This window comes from Occultella kanbiaonis (assembly GCF_009708215.1).
GTDB classification, from domain to species: Bacteria; Actinomycetota; Actinomycetes; order Actinomycetales; family Beutenbergiaceae; genus Occultella; species Occultella kanbiaonis.
The window spans coordinates 265,907-281,451 of the sequence record NZ_CP046175.1; the positions used below are offsets into that span (position 1 = coordinate 265,907).

At 70.4% G+C, this 15,545-nt stretch carries 12 protein-coding genes; 5 read left to right on the top strand and 7 right to left on the bottom strand.

What is annotated here, in order from left to right:
- Nucleotides 1-9: 9 nt before the first annotated feature.
- Entirely contained in the window at nucleotides 10-1,668 is a 1,659-nt protein-coding gene (locus GKS42_RS01145) for a nuclease-related domain-containing DEAD/DEAH box helicase (RefSeq protein ID WP_154792175.1), read from the bottom strand.
- 73 nt (nucleotides 1,669-1,741) lie between these two features.
- Between GKS42_RS01145 and GKS42_RS01150 the strand changes: the two genes are divergently transcribed.
- From GKS42_RS01150 to GKS42_RS01160, 3 genes are all read left to right on the top strand, one after another.
- Entirely contained in the window at nucleotides 1,742-1,984 is a 243-nt protein-coding gene (locus tag GKS42_RS01150) for a ribosomal protein L7/L12 (RefSeq protein WP_154792176.1), read from the top strand.
- A gap of 68 nt (nucleotides 1,985-2,052) precedes the next feature.
- Nucleotides 2,053-3,600 carry a DNA-3-methyladenine glycosylase 2 family protein gene (locus tag GKS42_RS01155; RefSeq protein ID WP_154792177.1) on the top strand — a complete coding sequence of 516 codons (1,548 nt, stop codon included), beginning with the start codon at nucleotides 2,053-2,055 and terminating at the stop codon, nucleotides 3,598-3,600.
- Between the two features lie 59 nt (nucleotides 3,601-3,659).
- Complete coding sequence (locus GKS42_RS01160) at nucleotides 3,660-4,907, top strand: MFS transporter (protein WP_210769280.1); 1,248 nt, start codon at nucleotides 3,660-3,662, stop codon at nucleotides 4,905-4,907.
- 41 nt (nucleotides 4,908-4,948) lie between these two features.
- Here the strand turns inward: GKS42_RS01160 and GKS42_RS01165 are convergent, their stop codons facing one another.
- From GKS42_RS01165 to GKS42_RS01180, 4 genes are all read right to left on the bottom strand, one after another.
- Nucleotides 4,949-6,487 (bottom strand): helix-turn-helix transcriptional regulator, encoded by a 1,539-nt coding sequence (locus tag GKS42_RS01165; RefSeq protein WP_168217694.1) that lies wholly within the window; start codon nucleotides 6,485-6,487, stop codon nucleotides 4,949-4,951.
- 283 nt (nucleotides 6,488-6,770) lie between these two features.
- On the bottom strand, nucleotides 6,771-9,008 hold the full coding sequence (locus GKS42_RS26335) for a DUF11 domain-containing protein (protein WP_232848149.1): 2,238 nt from the start codon (nucleotides 9,006-9,008) through the stop codon (nucleotides 6,771-6,773).
- 26 nt (nucleotides 9,009-9,034) lie between these two features.
- The gene (locus tag GKS42_RS01175; RefSeq protein WP_168217695.1) at nucleotides 9,035-10,975 is read right to left on the bottom strand and encodes a DUF11 domain-containing protein; all 1,941 of its coding nucleotides are present in this window, start codon (nucleotides 10,973-10,975) and stop codon (nucleotides 9,035-9,037) included.
- A gap of 251 nt (nucleotides 10,976-11,226) precedes the next feature.
- Entirely contained in the window at nucleotides 11,227-11,931 is a 705-nt protein-coding gene (locus GKS42_RS01180; RefSeq protein ID WP_154792181.1) for a DUF3558 domain-containing protein, read from the bottom strand.
- An 80-nt stretch (nucleotides 11,932-12,011) separates the two neighbouring features.
- On the opposite strand from GKS42_RS01180, the gene GKS42_RS01185 reads away from it, so the two are divergent.
- Nucleotides 12,012-13,301 carry a hypothetical protein gene (locus GKS42_RS01185; protein ID WP_154792182.1) on the top strand — a complete coding sequence of 430 codons (1,290 nt, stop codon included), beginning with the start codon at nucleotides 12,012-12,014 and terminating at the stop codon, nucleotides 13,299-13,301.
- Nucleotides 13,302-13,398: 97 nt separating this feature from the next.
- Nucleotides 13,399-13,560 (top strand): hypothetical protein, encoded by a 162-nt coding sequence (locus GKS42_RS01190; RefSeq protein WP_168217696.1) that lies wholly within the window; start codon nucleotides 13,399-13,401, stop codon nucleotides 13,558-13,560.
- Between the two features lie 32 nt (nucleotides 13,561-13,592).
- On the opposite strand, the gene GKS42_RS01195 is transcribed toward GKS42_RS01190, so the two are convergent.
- The gene (locus GKS42_RS01195) at nucleotides 13,593-13,934 is read right to left on the bottom strand and encodes an L-rhamnose mutarotase (protein ID WP_232847870.1); all 342 of its coding nucleotides are present in this window, start codon (nucleotides 13,932-13,934) and stop codon (nucleotides 13,593-13,595) included.
- Nucleotides 13,935-13,956: 22 nt separating this feature from the next.
- The gene (locus GKS42_RS01200; protein WP_154796470.1) at nucleotides 13,957-15,414 is read right to left on the bottom strand and encodes a lipase maturation factor family protein; all 1,458 of its coding nucleotides are present in this window, start codon (nucleotides 15,412-15,414) and stop codon (nucleotides 13,957-13,959) included.
- Between the last annotated feature and the right edge of the window lie 131 nt (nucleotides 15,415-15,545).

Below are 15,545 nucleotides of genomic sequence, written 5' to 3' on the forward strand. Positions count from 1 at the left end.
GCCCCTGGCTCAGCCCGGCGGCGCCCACGCCTCGGCATCGCCGAGCCGGCGCCGCGCAGCCTCGCCGCCGATCCGTTCGATCTCCGCGCGCGGCCCGGCCACCACGAGCAGGCTGCGCGCCCGCGACAGGCCGGTGTAGAGCATCGAGCGGGCGCGCTCGGAGTCCCGGAACCCGTTCGCCGCGAGCACCACGACCGGTCGCTCCAGACCTTTGAAGTTGAGCACGTGGCCGTAGAAGACGTCGGTCCCGTCGAAGAAGTCGTCCCAGTAGGCGTCATGCCCGACGGCGGCGATCCGGTTCACCTGTTCCGGATGCCTTGTCCTGGTGGTCAGCAGGGCGACGTCGCCCGGGTCCCAGCCCTCCTCGAGGAGGGCCTCGACCGCGTCGTCCGCGGCCTCGACGGCGTCCTCGGCCGGCACGTCGATGAGCCGCACCGGGGCGCCCGTGCCGCCGCGCGGGGTGATCCGCCGCTCGCTCACGGAGCCGCTCAGCTGAGCGATCGGTTTCGTCGAGCGCACGTTCTCGTCCAGCTCGAACGGAGGCAGATCGATGGGGGAAGCGCCGTCGCGTGCGAACACCCGCTGCCCCGCGTCCCCGAACAGGAACAGCCCGCCGCGCGCCGGGTCCTTCAGACAGCGAAGCAGCGAGGTCCACCAGAGGTCCCCGAAGTCCTGGGCCTCGTCCACGACCACGGAGTCGAAGAGTTCCGACGGCGGCTGCCGGGTCGCGAGGTCGGCGAGCTCGAGCGGTAGGCGCCGCTCCCAGTAGTCGGCGTCGTCGTCGGTGCCGGTCGCGGCGCCCCAGCCCAGCGGCAGGTCGTGGAACAGCCCCACGTAGGCCGGGCGCTGGCCGCGCGGCCACGTGTTCGTAACCCGCTGGAGGTACCGGCCGAGCCCACGCGAGTAGCACAGCAGGGCGACGCGCTCGCCCGCACGCGCACGCCGTCGGGCCTGTTCCAGAGCCAGCCACGTCTTGCCGCACCCGGCCCCACCGACGACCTGGAACCGCTGGTGCCCGGCGACGACGCGCAGGATGCCGACCTGCTCCTGCGTGAGCAGGTCCAGCCGGTCGATCTCGGCGCGCGCCTCCCCGAGGACGTCGACCTGGGCGCCCAGCTGCCCGGCGAGCACGTCGTAGAGATCCCGGGCGTCCACCTCGTCGAGGCCTCGCACGCCCTGTCCGTGGGTGACGATCGCGCGGTGGACCCGCGCGGCGACGCCGGCGACGTCATCCCGGTCGATGATCATCGACCGGGGGCAGTCGCTGGTCTCGAAGTCCTGCGCGAACCGCGTGTGCGGGAACGCGACCAGATGCGCGGTCCGAGCCTGCCCGGCGCCGACCCCACGCCGGCGCAGCTTCTCCTGCAGCACGTGCCGGGCGTCCTGCACCTGACGCACCGGGTTCATCCGGTGGGAGTCGGTGGCCGAGCCCTGGTGCCAGCCCTGCTCGTTGTGCCAGACGGTGCCGCCCTTGACCTCGATCGCGGCGATGCCGACGCCGGGCCAGAGCACGAGCAGGTCGATCTCCCGCTCGGTGCTCTCCTCGAGCAGGTTCACCGAGTGCAGCAGCGTCGCGTCCTCGGGCAACTGCTCCGCGAGCGCGCGCCAGAGCACTTCCTCAGCCGTGTTCCGCCCGAAGTCCGGCTCGGTGGGCCACAGGATCGCCATGGGTTCAGTTCTATCGCCAGACCGACGGCGCCGCTGGCGGAACCGTGGGGCGTCCTTGGGGTAGGAATGGACCATGACCGACGACATCCAGGCCCGCCTCGCCGCGATCGAGCGCCACATCGACGTGCTCTACAACCAGGCCGGCCTGCAGGCGCCCTACTCCCTGCAGGGCTGGGGTGCGGGCGGCGGTCTCACCCCGCGAGTGGCGGAGCTGTTGGCCCGCGGCAGGAAGATCGAGGCCATCAAGGTCTACCGCGAGGAGACCGGTGTCGGCCTCAAGGAGGCGAAGGACGCCGTCGAGCGCTTCGAACGCTGACGCGTCCCGAGGGCGGTGATGTCCGAATACCGCTAGACGGCGCCGGGCGCGTCGGTCAGGCTCGACGGATGGGTCTGGCCTCGCCTTCCGTCGGACGTCACGATCCGGCCTTCGCCGAGCGCTATCGTGCGATCGCCGCACGCGATGCTCGATTCGACGGCCTCTTCATCACGGCCGTGAGCAGCACCGGTATCTACTGTCGCCCTTCCTGCCCCGCCCGCACGCCGAAGCCTGAGAACGTCACGTTCTATCTCACGTCGGCGGCCGCGCAGGAGGCCGGATACCGCGCCTGCCGACGATGCCTACCGGAGGCGGCGCCGGGCACGCCTGAATGGAACCTGCGCGGCGACCTGGTGGGCCGGTCCATGCGACTGGTGGCGGACGGCGTCGTCGACCGGGAAGGGGTCAGCGGGCTCGCGTCGCGTCTGGGCTACAGCAGCAGGCAGGTCCAGCGGCTCCTCGTCGCCGAGTTGGGCGCCGGTCCCCTCGCCCTCGCTCGCGCCCAGCGTGCCCAGAGCGCTCGTGCGCTGCTCACCGGCACGGATCTGCGCCTCTCGGACGTCGCGTTCGCGGCGGGCTTCGGCAGCGTCCGCCAGTTCAACGACACGATCAACGAGGTGTTCGGAACCAGGCCGCGAGACCTTCGGCTCCGGGGCAGGCGTGCGACCGGAGACCGTGGTGGCGCACCGGTCGGCACAGCGATCCGGCTCTCGCTCACCCTGCCGGTCCGCGCCCCGTTCGACGCCGCGGGCATCGTCGGATTCCTCGCGTCCCGAGCGATCGAAGGGGTCGAGGTCGCCCGCCTCGACGGGCCGGAGCTGGTGTACGCCCGAACGCTCGAGCTCCCTCATGGTCCGGGGGCCGCTCAGGTCACCTGCACGCCGACCGGGACGGGCGCATGGCAAGTGGACCTGGTGCTGGAGCTCGCCGCGTTGTCCGATGTTGCCGTTGCCGTCGCGCGGGTTCGACGGCTCCTCGACCTCGACGCGGACCCGACCGCGGTTGATGCCGCCCTTGCGGCGGACCACGGGCTCGCGCAGTCCGTGGCCTCGACCCCGGGCATCCGGGTACCCGGCGCCGTGGATCCGCATGAGGTCGTGCTTCGTGCCATCATCGGCGAACGGGCGTCCGTCGCGGCCGCGCGGACCCAGCTCTCCCGGCTGGCGTCGTCGGGAGAGCCCTATCGGTCCTCGATCCCGGGACTCACCCGGGTGTTCCCCACGACGCGCCGGATCACCGAGGACGGCTTACGACAGGACCTGGGGGCCCGGAAGCGGCAGGCGGTCCTCGAGGCCGCCCGCGCCCTCGCCGTCTGTGATCTGGTCGTCGACGTCGGGCAGGACCCGGTCGAGCTGCGCCGAACGCTGCAGGCACGCAGCGGCATCCGGCCATCGACGGCCTCGTACGTCGCGATGAGGGTGCTCGGTGATACCGACGCCTGGCTTGACGGCGACACCGCCCTGGTGGCCGGGGCCACGGTTCTCGGCATGCTCGGTGACGTTCCCCAGGCCCGACGATCGCGCGACCTCGCGGTGCGCGCGCTCGCGTGGTCGCCGTGGCGCTCGTACGCGCAGATGCACTTGTGGGGCGCGGCTGAGACCCTCGTGTCCCGCTGATCGGCCACCATGTCGCATACCCGCCAGTAATACGGGAGTCGGCTTCCTACGATTTCTGCATGGGTACCGAACGCGAGCCGACGGCAGCCACGCCGCCTCGAATCCGCCGTCACGCCGTCGTGTTCATGGCGCTCGCAGCGGCACTCGGGACGTCGACCATCTATCCGATGCAGCCGGCCGTGGCCGACGTGGCCGAGTCGTTGGGGACCGAGATCAGCACGGTCGGGATCGCCCTCGCATGCGGACCCGTCGGGTACCTGCTCGGCCTCGCGCTGCTGGTCCCGCTCGTCGACCGATATCCCCCTGGACGGGTGCTGGGGCTTCAGTTCGGCGTCCTCGGCTCAGCGCTCGCAGTCAGCGCCGCCGTGGAGAACGTCATCATATTGGGACTGGTGATCGGCGTGGTCGGCGCCTGCTCGGCGGCGGGTGCTGGACTCAGTTCGGTCGCCGGACGTCTCGCCCGCCCCCAACGACGGGCGACGACACTGGGAGTCGTCACCGCCGGAATCTCGGTCGGAATCCTTGCGGGAAGAATCGTCGGCGGCTGGCTCACGGAAGAGATCGGTTGGCGCGCGATGCTCCTCGTGTTCGCCGCCGGATGTGGACTGGTCGCCGTGTGCTGCCTCGTGCTGTTGCCATCGGCGCCCGGTGCATCGACCGGGTCGACCCTGTCCACAGTGCGTTCGCTTCCCGGCCTGTTCGGCCGGTACCTGACGCTTCGCGTTGCCGCCCTTCGTGGCGCCTTGTGGTTCTTCGCGTTCTGCGCGGTGTGGGCGGGGCTCGCGATCGCCCTTTCCCAACCTCCGCACTCCTACTCGGCCGAGCAGATCGGCCTCCTTGCCCTCGCGGGCCTGTCAGGCGTGCTGGCCACCCCGGTCGCGGGCGCGTGGACCGACCGCGTCGGTGCCGGCCGCGTGATCCTCCCAGGGCTCGCCCTGGCCGGGGCGGCTGCCTGCGTCGCGGGCTTCAACCTTGCGAACACTGCGGTGCTGCTGGTCTGCCTGGCAGTCTTCGACGCGGGCCTCTTCGCTGCTCAGGTCGCCAATCAGAGCACGGTCCTCGCGGTCGAGCCCGCGGCACCGGCGCGCTTCAACAGTGCGTACATGCTGGTCTACTTCGTGGGTGGCAGCCTCGGGACCGCGTTCGGTGCCGCGGCGGTCGACTGGTTCGGCTGGTCGGCGACCGCCATCGTGAGCACGGCCGTCATCGCCCTTGCGCTGGTCATCACCGTGTCCGGCCGCGACTCCGGCTCACGTGGGACCAACGACCGAGGGGCGCCGGCGAGGCAGGCTTCGATGAGCTCGTGATCGGCGGCGGTCGGCGGGTGGGTGGCGTGCGCGACTCTGCCTCAGAGCAGTCCGGCGCCTCCCGCGACCGCCAGCGCCTCCGCACGGCTGGACGCGCCCAGCTTCTGGTAGGCCGCACGCAGGTGCGTCTTGACCGTGTTGAGCGACAGGTACATGGCGTCGGCGAGCTCCTTCTGGGACTGGAAGGACGCGAGCCCACGCAGCATCAGCAACTCCTGGTTGGTCAGGCGCACGACGGCGACCTCGCCCGGGAACATGGGCCGCTCCAGGTGGTGACGCTCGGCCGTGCCGGCCGCCGCTCCGACCAGAGTGTGCAGAGCCTGTCGGAGGGACTCGGCAAGGCCGGCCAGCGGGATGCGTGCTCCCGTCGACCGCGTGCTCTCCTGTACCAGCAGGAACGCCTCGTGCGCGGCACGGGTTCTGCCGCTGCGCATGGCTGCGGCGGCCTGCACCACGAGTCCCTCCAGTCGCACCCGGGAGGTGTGGGTGACGTCGGCGACCTCGGCGGCGAGCCGCGCGGCCTCGTCAGGGAGCCCTGCGAGCAGTTCGAGGCGGGCCCGTGCGACCGTCAGGATCGGGTCCGGGGCGGTGCGGTTGAGCCGGGCCAGGGCCTGATCGCCTCGACCGACGGAGAGCAGCAGATCGACCTCGGCCGCGGCGAGCAACGGCCCCATGGTGCTCGCCGGCCCGAGCCGCTGCGCGTAGCGCTCGGTATCGCGGTGCAGCCAGGACAGCGTTCGGAACCGGTCGCCCCAGACCAGACCGTGGCGTGCCCGCAGGAAGGTGACCACCGGCCCCCAGCTCTGCTCGACGTTGACGCCCTGCTCCAGTCGTGACAGTGCCTCTTCCGCACCGCCCTGGTCCAGCGTCTCGATCGAGATCAGGGCCCGGGCGAGGTCGCCGGTGAACAGGACCCGCTCGGTGTGCGGAGACGCGACAGACGGGATCTCGGCGTGACGCGCCAGCCACCGATCTGCGATGTCGATGTCACCGCTGATCGCGTGGAACAACGCGAGGTTCGCGGCGGCACCCTTGGCCACGTACTCGGAGCGACCGTACGGGGCACGCTCGTAGGCACTCTGCAGCAACGGAAGGGCGCCGGGGATGTCGGAGGCGAGGGCGCGGGTGATGCCCGCCTGCAGCAGGGCGAGCGGCTGGCGGACGCGTCGCGCCGCGGGGACCGTCGTCTCGACGAGGTGACTGAGGGTCTCCACCCGACGCGCGTGCTCGAGTGCCTCGGCATGTCGGCCGCCCATCCGCGCGGCGATCATGTGGGCGCACGCGAGCGCGAGGTCGTTCAACGACTGGTGGCGGACGTCGGAGTTCATCAACGAATCAGCGAACTCCATCGCGGGAGTCGGTGCCTGCGCCGGCACGACATGCTGTCGTTCGATGCTGGTGGCCAGCCAGATCTCACGAACCGCCGCGACGCCACCTGCCGTGCGCAACGACTCGACCGGAAGCAGCTGGAAGGCGGCGTCGAGATCCGCAGGGAACTCCTCGATCAGCATGCCCCAGGTGGTGCTGATGACCCGTGCGGCCTCGGACCACCGCTCCGCGGCGAGAGCCTCCCGGAGCACGGTGACAGGATTGCCCGCGCGAAGCGCGGTCTGCGATACCGCAGACGACGGCGCGGCGCTGAGAGGTTGGGCGGGTGGATCGGACAAAGACATGCTGCCCCCTAGGCAAGCCCGTGCGGTCGATCGTTGGTCGGGGGGCGCCTCCAGGTGGCCGTACGCGGCGTTGAATCGAGTGCCGCGCGGATGACGCCAGTCGCGCTCCGTGCTCCGAGACTGAGGCTAGGGCATACACCGAGAGAGGCCCCGCTCACGTCCACGACGTGAGCGGGGCCTCTCGGGCAGATCAGCGGGGGAGCACCTCATCCGCTGCGCGCCTGCTGTGACGAAGGAACACGAGGGCTCCTCCCATCAGCAGCAGCACAACGGCGGTAAGCGCGAACACCCACGCGGCCGGGCTGCCCGTCGTCGGGAGGGCCGCGCCCGGCTGCTCCGATCCGGACTCGGCGGTCGAGGGATCCGACGTGATCGGGTCGCCACCACCGTCGCCGTCGCCGGGCGGCGTGGCGGTTGCCGTTGCCGTGTTCGACAGCGAGGCACCCGTCAGATCCGCCTCCTGCACCGTGTACGTCGCCGTGCAGACGACCTCCTCACCGGGGAGCACCGAGTCCTGCGGGCAGACCACCTCGGACACGTCGCCCGCGCCGGAGAAGGTCCCCTCCGTGATGACCACCCCGGTGAGCGTCACATTCCCTATGTTGGTCGCCAGGAAGCTGTACGTCACGACCTGGCCCACCGTGGTGACCGTCTGCACGTCCGAGGTCTTGACCAGGGTCAGGCCCGGCGCGTGCGGTGCGTCGATGTCCACCTGCGACGGCGGCGAGTCCACCGGCGGGACATCGACCCCGGGCGGGGTACCGACCGCGGTGGCCGCGTTGCTCAGCAGTCCGGCATCGACATCCGCCTGCGTGACGACGTAGGCCGCCTCGCATGTGACCGACTCCGCCGGCGCCAGCACGTCCGCGGGGCAGACGATCTCGCCGAGCTCGCCGGTGCCGGAGAAGTCGCTGTCCGCGATCGAGAGGTCGCCGAGGGTGACGTTACCGGTGTTCGTGACCAGGAAGCTGAACAGCACCTGGTCTCCGGCATTCGCGATCCGGTCGACGTCGGCGGTCTTGACGAGGGTGAGGCCCGGCGCGGCCGGGACGTCCACCTCGATCTCCGACGGCGGAGCCTCCACCGGAGTGCCGCCGCCCGTGGTCGTGTCGGGCGGACTGGCCGTGGCTGTCGCCACGTTGGTCACACCGCCGGCGTCCACGTCCTCCTGCGTGACCTCATACGTCGCCGTGCAGGTGACGTCCTCCCCGGGGGCCAGGGTGTTGGTCGGGCACTCGATCTCGGACAGCTCCCCGGTCCCGGAGAACTCGCCCTCGACCGGCACGACGTCCGACAGCGTCACGTTCCCGGTGTTCGTCACCAGGAAGCCGTACGTGATCACGTCGCCCGCTGCGGCCACCGAGGCCGGGCTCGAGGTCTTCACGATGCTCAGCCCGGGGGCGGGATCGCTGCCGACCGTGGTCTCGGACGGCGGGGACGTCACCGGCACGTCGGAGCCCGGCGGGGTGCCGGTCGCCGTCGCGACGTTCGTGATGCCACCGGCATCGACGTCCGCCTGGGTCAGTGTGTACGTCGCCGTGCACGTGGTCTCCGCCGCGGGAGCCAGCGTGGTTGCTGGGCAGACGACCTCGGACAGGTCACCGCTGCCGGTGAAGTCCTGCTCCTGCACGGCGATGCCGTCGAGTGTCACGTTGCCGGTGTTGATCACCCGGAAGCTGTAGGTGACCTCCTCACCCGCGTTGTCGACCGAGGTCGGGTCCGCGGTCTTCACCACGCTCAGCGAGGGGTTCGCCGGCAGGTCCACGTCCACCTCGGAGGGCGGCGAGGTGACGTCGCCGTCCGAAGGGGTGTTGCCGGTGCCGGTGGCGGCGTTGTGCAGTTCGCCGTTGTCGACGTCGGCCTGCGTCAGCGTGTAGCTCGCCGTGCAGGTCGTGCTGGCGGTGGGCGCGAGCGCCGTGACGGGGCAGGTGATGGCCGAGAGGTCACCGGAGCCGGTGAATTCGTCATCGACGATCTCGAGCCCGTCGACCGTCACGTTGCCGGTGTTGGTCACGAGGAACGAGTACGTCACGGTGTTCCCGGCCGCCGCACCGACGGGGGCAGCGGTCTTGGTCACCGTCAATGACGGGTCCTCCGGCGCGTCGACCGTGACGGTCGACGGCGGGGTCTCGGTGACGCCGCCGCCCGGAGGCGTGCCGCCGCCGATCGCGGTGTTCGTCACCCCGCCGCTGTCGATGTCGGCCTGGGTCAGTGTGTAGGTCGCCGTGCAGGTCGTGGCGGCGCCCGGAGCCAGGGTGGTCGTGGGGCAAGTGATCGCGGAGATCTCACCCGAGCCGGAGAACGCGGTCTCGTCGACGTGAACGCCGGTGAGTGTGACGTTGCCGGTGTTGGTCAGCGTGAAGCCGTACGCGATCGTGTCGCCGACGGCGGATGCCTCGGTCGGGTCCGCCGACTTCACCAGGGTCATCGCCGGCGAGTCCGGCGTCTGCACGGTCACCGAGGACGGCGGTGAGCCGATCGGGTCGCCGCCGGGCGGGGTGGCGGTGGCGGTGGCGGTGTTGGTGACGCCGGCCGCGTCGACGTCGGCCTGGGGGTGAGCACGTAGGTCGCGGTGCAGGTCGTCGTGGCGCCGGGGGCCAGCGTCGTAGCCGGGCACTCGATCACGGACACGTCGCCGGAGCCGCTGAAGTCGCCCTCGTCGATGGCCACGCCCGTGAGGGTGGTCCCGCCGGTGTTGGTGACGGCGAACCGGTAGGTGATCTGCTGCCCGACCGTGCCGCTGGAGGCGGGGGTTGCGGTCTTGACGACCGTCAGTGCGCCGTCCGCCTCGTCCTCGTAGTCGAAGGTCGACGGGACCGACGTGATCGGCGGGGTCAGCGGTGGGGTGCCGGTGGCCGAGGCGGTGTTGGTGACGCCGCCGGCGTCGACGTCGGCCTGCGTGAGCGTGTAGTCCGCGGTGCAGGTCGTGGACGCTCCCGATGCCAGCGTCGTGGTCGGGCAGCTGATCTCGCCCAGCTCACCGGTGCCGGTGAAGTCGCCCTCATCGATCGTGATCGCGGTGAGGTCCGTGTTGCCGGTGTTCGTGACGAGGAAGCTGTACTCGAGCGTGCTGCCCTCGGCGAAGACCACACCGTCGTCGAGCGCGGCCGACTTGACCACGGAGACGCCCGGCGCGTAGTCCGGCGTGGTCGTGACCGTCGCGGTGTTGTTGTCCAGATTCGGGTCGTTCTCGTTACCCCAGACCGTCACGGTGTTCGTGATCGGGTCGATGCTGTTCGGCGCCGTTGCAGTGACCTCGTAGTTGCGTTGCTCCCCTGGTGGCATCATGCCGTATGCGCACGTCATGAGGTTGCCGACGAACGAGCACTCGGTGTTCGGGCTGGACGGGTTTGTGAGTGAGGCCGGCAGCTCGTCCTGGAAGTAGTGGCCGGACGACGCGACTGCACTGTTGTTGGTGACGTGGATGCCGAAGGTGATGGTGCCGCCTGGCGTGTGGGCACTGCGCACGGTCTTCTGGATCGCGAGGTCGACGTCGGGTCCGGGGTTGCTTGTCGCGTCGTTGTTCGAGTTCGGCGTCGGGCCGTTGACCGTCGAGAGGATCGTGAAGGTGGGGTTCGCCGAGGTCGCGTTCGTGATGCCGAGCTGGATCACGTCGCCCGAGTCGTTGGCGGAGAGCCCGAGGTTCCCGTTGCCGTAGACCCACTGCCCGCCGTAGGTGACCGCAGGCACGTTCGTCTCCCAGGACCCAGCTGCTCCGGAGTCGAGATCCACCCGCCAGATCCGGCTGTCGTTGCCCATCCCCCAGAGGTAGCCCTCCAGGACCACGAGGTCGGAGGTGTTCGGTACCTCTTCGCTGAGCGTGATCGGGGTGGCCACGCGCGTGGCGAGGTTGATCGCGTAGACCGTGCCGAGGTCGAGCGTGCCACGCACGTACAGCGTGTTCGCGCTGTCGCCGGCGCCGAACGTTCCCTGCTGGTAGTACGAGTCGACGTTCAGGCCGGTGATCGCACCCAGGTCCGTTGCGGCACCGCCCTGGCCGATACGCAGGAGTCGCTGGGTGTCCTGTTGCACGCCGTAGAGGTAGTTGTCCGCGGTGTTGTAGCCGATGGCGTTGTAGGGCACGGTCGCCGTGCCCTCGGCCACGAAGGTGAGGTCGGCACCGACCTGCTCCGCCCGATAGAGCGTCGTCGGTCGGTCCTGCGCCAGGAAGACCGCCGCCACATCAGGGTCGAACGGGTCGCCGTCCGCCGCACTGGCTACGTTGGTCGTCGTGAGCGCTCCTGCCGCCGTCAATGCGGTCGCGGCCAGCGCGACGGCGAGCGCTCCGTGCACCAGACGGGACAGAACACCCCGGCCGGGCCCTCGAGACCTCCGCATCGGCGCCGCGGTCCTGCGATGCCCGTCGCGCGCTGAACGCACACGTGTGTTACTCATGGATGTGTCCTCCCCGTTACTCCAATGGACGAAGACGCCGATGGCTCGCTCCAGGCGGCTCGACACGACGTCCACGCCAGCGAATCGGTTCGAGCAGGGCGCGAGCAATCGTTCCGGGGGGATCTCACCCGCGATCTCACCCTTGGCGTGGATGCGAGGGTGGCCGAACTATCTGGGCCCGTTCGTGGGCGTCGTCGAGCGAGTCCTACTCGCGTGTCGTGATCAGGACCATGGTCGGGAGCCGATCGGGTTCAGGAGGCGTCGAGCAGGGACATGACCGCGTCGCCGACCTGCTCGACCTCGTCGGCGCCGCCGGTCAGGTCCGGCTTGACCAGTAGGACCGAGCTGAAGGTGCCCTCGATGCACCCCTGAGCCGTGATCGCCTGTGGGTCGGCGGCGCTGGGGACGATCTTCACGGTGAAGTTCTCGCCTTCGGGCTGCCCGTCGGCGACCAGCATCAGCGAGAACATCTCGCACGCTCGGGTGGAATCGATCTCCTCGCCGGCCTCGATCGCAGCAGTGATGTCCTCGATGTTCGCGAGTTCGTCCTCCGACAGCGTCTCGGCCAGCTGCGGCTGTGCGAGCAGTTGCTCGAAGATCGCCGGCAGCTGGGTCGCCCAGCGCTCGGCGCCGACCAGGATGACCTGCACGCCGGTCCCGTTGAGGTTGCCCCAGACGCAGGCCGGGACCCCGCTGACCTCATGGAGGTGCGGTTCCAGCTCGACCCCGGCCAGGGCCGCGATCACTTCGGCATCGGGCTGCGCACACGGGTCCGGGGCACCCGCGGCCGGCTCCACCGTTGCGCCCTCCGGCGACTCGGCCGACTCGGATTCAGGGCTCTGCGTCGCGGCAGGCTCTACCCCGGCGGCGTTCGACCGCGTCGAGGTCAGATCGGGCTCGGGCTGCGCGCAGCCCGCCAACGCCAACATGAGCAGACAGACGGTTGCGACGCTCACCCGAGCACGATTCATGCGCGGATCTGAGCACCCCGGGCATCCTGCCGTCAAGGTCTGGTGGCAGATGACAGGATGATCGGATGGGACGGGGTGCGGCCGAGGAGTTCGTGCTCGACTTCGATGAGCCCGACCAGGCTGGCGAGCCGGACGCAGCCGCGCCGCCCCATCGGCGCCGGGACGGCCCCGACCTGCCTCGCCCGGTGGCGCTCTGGGCCGGTGTCGCGGTCCTCCTCGTGGTGACCGGGATCCTGATCGCGCCCCCGCCGCCCGGCCCGAGCTGGGGCGTCGGCCCAGGCTGGACGGACGCTCCCGTGCTGCAGTGGTCGGTGCCGCTGTCGGCCCCCGTCCGAGGCCAGACGTGGCTGACCGTCCAGGACGATCACGTGCTCGTGATCGGTGAGGACCGGATCGACGCCTACGACCGCGCCGACGGCACGCACCGCTGGTCCGTCGCCGATGTGGAGCGGTGCGAGCTCGGGGACGGGATCCCCGTGTGCGTGTCCGGACCGGGCGCCGACGCGGTGGTCTCGATCGTCGCTGAGGACGGCGGGGTTCTCGAGGTGCCGTTCCCCGGGGCGGTCACGGCCACGCTCCACCGCGGTGACCTCGTGGTGCTCGCCGAGGGTGCGGCCGACGACTTCGACCTCACCGTCCACGTCGGCACCGATCGGGATGCGGTGCGCTGGGGCGCTCTGATCGAGTATCGCCGCGAGGAGTTCGGCGACGCCGCACCGCGCGTCTGGGCACGGGACGACCTTGTGCTCGTCTCCACCGGGTCGCTGTATCGCGCTCGGAGCGGGGAAGAGATCCCGGGCTCGTGGTCCTGGCCGTGGTTCGACGGCAGTCCACTCATCACATGGGGGGAGGGCGGGGGTCAGGTGATCCTGCCCGGTACCGCGCAGGTGGTGGACCTGCCCGGGCTCGGCGTACCGGCCATGATCGACGACGGCTCACGGCCACCGGTGACGATCGTGCAGTCCGACGACTACATCTCCATGGATGCGGTGGCCGAGGACGGGGAGGTGCTCTGGCAGGCGGAGTCGGGATGGCCGGTGGTCCGCTTCGGCGATGCCATCATCATGGGCGATGCGGACAGTGGTGCGCGCGACGTCCGCACCGGGGAGTGGCTCTGGTCGATCCCGGGCTATGTCTCGTGCTCTTGCCGGGGAAATCCCTCCGGGCTCCTGGTGTCGATCTACGACCTCGAACCCGATGGCGCTCCGACGAATCGTCGGCTGATCGGTCTGCGCGTCGCTGACGGCACGATCCTCTGGGAACTGCCGGTGGCTGACAACGCTCTCGTGGTCGACACCGACGAGGCGCTCGCCATCCTCGTCGACGAGCAACTCACGCTGTACTCGCGGACCTGATTCGAAGCTCGCGAACGTGGTCCCGTCGGCGCCTCAGATGGCGACCGGTACCCCGAGGTCCCGTGCGGCCCGGGCGAGCGCGTCATCGAACGTGGCGATGGCGACGCCATGCGACTTCGCGAGGCTCAAGGCGCAGCAGTCGGGCATCGGCGACGTGCTCTGGGAGCTCCCCGTCGACGACGGCGCCCGCGTGGCGGACACCGACGAGGCCATCGCCGTCCTCGTTGACGGGCAGCTCACGCTGTACTCGCGGACCTGACCTCGGACACCGGCCCGTCGGTAGCGGGTCTGTCAGTCCGTGTGGAACACCTCGGGAATCTCCAGCCACTGCCCGGCCGGTAGCCCGTCCATCGGCTGCTGCAGCGGGCTCACCACGGACCACCACTCCTGCGTGGTCGGGTCGGCGGCGATCGCGGCGAGGTCCGCCTCGTAGTCCTCACCGCGGTACTCGTAGTAGGAGAACAGCGTGTTGCCGAACCGGTAGATCGAGTAGTTGTGCACGTGTGCGCGGGCCAGGGCCGCGAGCACGCCGGGCCAGACGGCGGCGTGGTGCCGTTCGTAGGCCTCGATGTGTTCGGGTGCGACGCCGATCACGGACGCGACACGCTTGATCGGCGCTTGGTTGGTCTCCACGCCCGGCATCGTAGCGGCGGCCTCACGGAGCGAGGCGCCGCGGCCTGGCCAGCTCGGTGATCTCCCGCCGCACCCACCACGCGCCGGTGCGCCGGCGCTCCGTGGGCGTCGAGTACCGGTACGCGAACACCCGCGCGCGCACCCAGGCCGGCCGTTCGCCGTCGAACGGGTCGTCCTTCAGCAGCCGCAGCGTGGCGGGGTCGGCGGCGAGCAGCCGGTCCAGGAAGGGGTCGAACCACGCGTACTGGGAGGTGGAACCGAGCCCGAGGAACCACATGCCCCAGTCCAGCCGCAGGTGGTACGGCGCGAACTGCCGCGGCCGTCGATCGACCGGCCCCGGCTTGCCCGCGAAGACGTACTCGCGCCAGTCGGACGCACCGGGGTCGGCCGCCGTCGTGCCCTCCACCACGATCTCGTGGCGCCGCCGGGTGATCGACCCGAACGCCCCGTACGCACCGACCAGATGCCAGCGGTTGAACGAGGCGTTCATGCGCTGGTGTCTCGAGATCAGGTTCCGTACCGGCCAGTAGCTGAGCACCAGCGTCAGCAGGCCGACAATCGCAACGACGACGGCGAACGCGGCCGGGGTTGGCCGGGTCGCCCCGGTCGGGGCGAGGGTCGGGATCAGGGCCGAGAGCACGCCGTCGTCCACAGCGGAGAACGCGATCAGCATGGTGAGCCAGTTCAGCCAGGCGAAGTTCCCGGAGACCACCAGCCACGCCTGGGTCAGAATGACGGCCGCCGCGGCCCACGTCGCAACCGGCTGGGGTGCGAACAACAGGAACGGGACGACGAGCTGGACGACATGGTTGGCGGCCACCTCCACCTTGTGCAGCGGCTTCGGCAGGTGGTGGAAGTGCCAGCTGAACGGCCCCGGCATCGGCTGGGTCTCGTGGTGGTAGTAGAGCGCGGTCAGGTCCCGCCAGACCGAGTCGCCACGGATCTTGATCAGGCCCGCGCCGAACTCCACCCGGAACGCGAGCCACCGGAACGCGAAGATCACGATGATCGGGGTCGGCACCTGGTCCGAGCCGAGGAACGCCGCCAGGAACCCGGCCTCCAGCAGGAGCGACTCCCAGCCGAACCCGTAGAACACCTGGCCCACCGTGGCGATGGAGAGATAGAGCACGTACATGCCGCCGAACGCGATCATCGGCAGCCACGGCGGTCCCGCCTGCGGCAGGCCGACGACCACGGTCGCCGCGAGCGCGATGCCCACCCAGCACATCAGGCGCAGCCGGCGGTCGCTGTAGCCGAACCGGAACAGCGTGGGCACGGCCTTGCCCGGCACCCGACCCAGCAGGCGCGGCACGGGCAGCAGCCCGCGCTCGCCGAGCAGTGCCGGGAACTGCCGCAGCGCGGTGACGAACGCGACCAGGTAGATCGCCGCGATCCCGCGCTGCAGCACGAACCGGGCGGCGTCGTAGTCCTCGGAGCCGAACCAGCCGAGCGACCCGCCGGTGGCTAGCCAGGCGTCCATCTGCCAAGCCTGCTCGTCCGTGGGGTCCAGTGCCAGTGCGGGCGCGGCCGAGATCGTCCCGGTTGCCCCCTTGACAGTCGCGCCATCGATGATGCAACCTTGCATCCGATCGATGATGGCAACGTTGCATC

Bases quoted from the DNA above. Each gene is read 5' to 3' on its own strand.
- GKS42_RS01145 (WP_154792175.1), bottom strand. From the start codon at position 1,668: ATGGCGATCCTGTGGCCCACCGAGCCGGACTTCGGGCGGAACACGGCT.
- GKS42_RS26335 (WP_232848149.1), bottom strand. From the start codon at position 9,008: ATGACCCTGGTGAAGTCGGCGGACCCGACCGAGGCATCCGCCGTCGGC.
- GKS42_RS01200 (WP_154796470.1), bottom strand. From the start codon at position 15,414: ATGGACGCCTGGCTAGCCACCGGCGGGTCGCTCGGCTGGTTCGGCTCC.
- GKS42_RS01160 (WP_210769280.1), top strand. From the start codon at position 3,660: ATGGGTACCGAACGCGAGCCGACGGCAGCCACGCCGCCTCGAATCCGC.
- GKS42_RS01185 (WP_154792182.1), top strand. From the start codon at position 12,012: ATGGGACGGGGTGCGGCCGAGGAGTTCGTGCTCGACTTCGATGAGCCC.
- GKS42_RS01175 (WP_168217695.1), bottom strand. From the start codon at position 10,975: ATGAGTAACACACGTGTGCGTTCAGCGCGCGACGGGCATCGCAGGACC.
- GKS42_RS01150 (WP_154792176.1), top strand. From the start codon at position 1,742: ATGACCGACGACATCCAGGCCCGCCTCGCCGCGATCGAGCGCCACATC.
- GKS42_RS01190 (WP_168217696.1), top strand. From the start codon at position 13,399: ATGGCGACGCCATGCGACTTCGCGAGGCTCAAGGCGCAGCAGTCGGGC.
- GKS42_RS01155 (WP_154792177.1), top strand. From the start codon at position 2,053: ATGGGTCTGGCCTCGCCTTCCGTCGGACGTCACGATCCGGCCTTCGCC.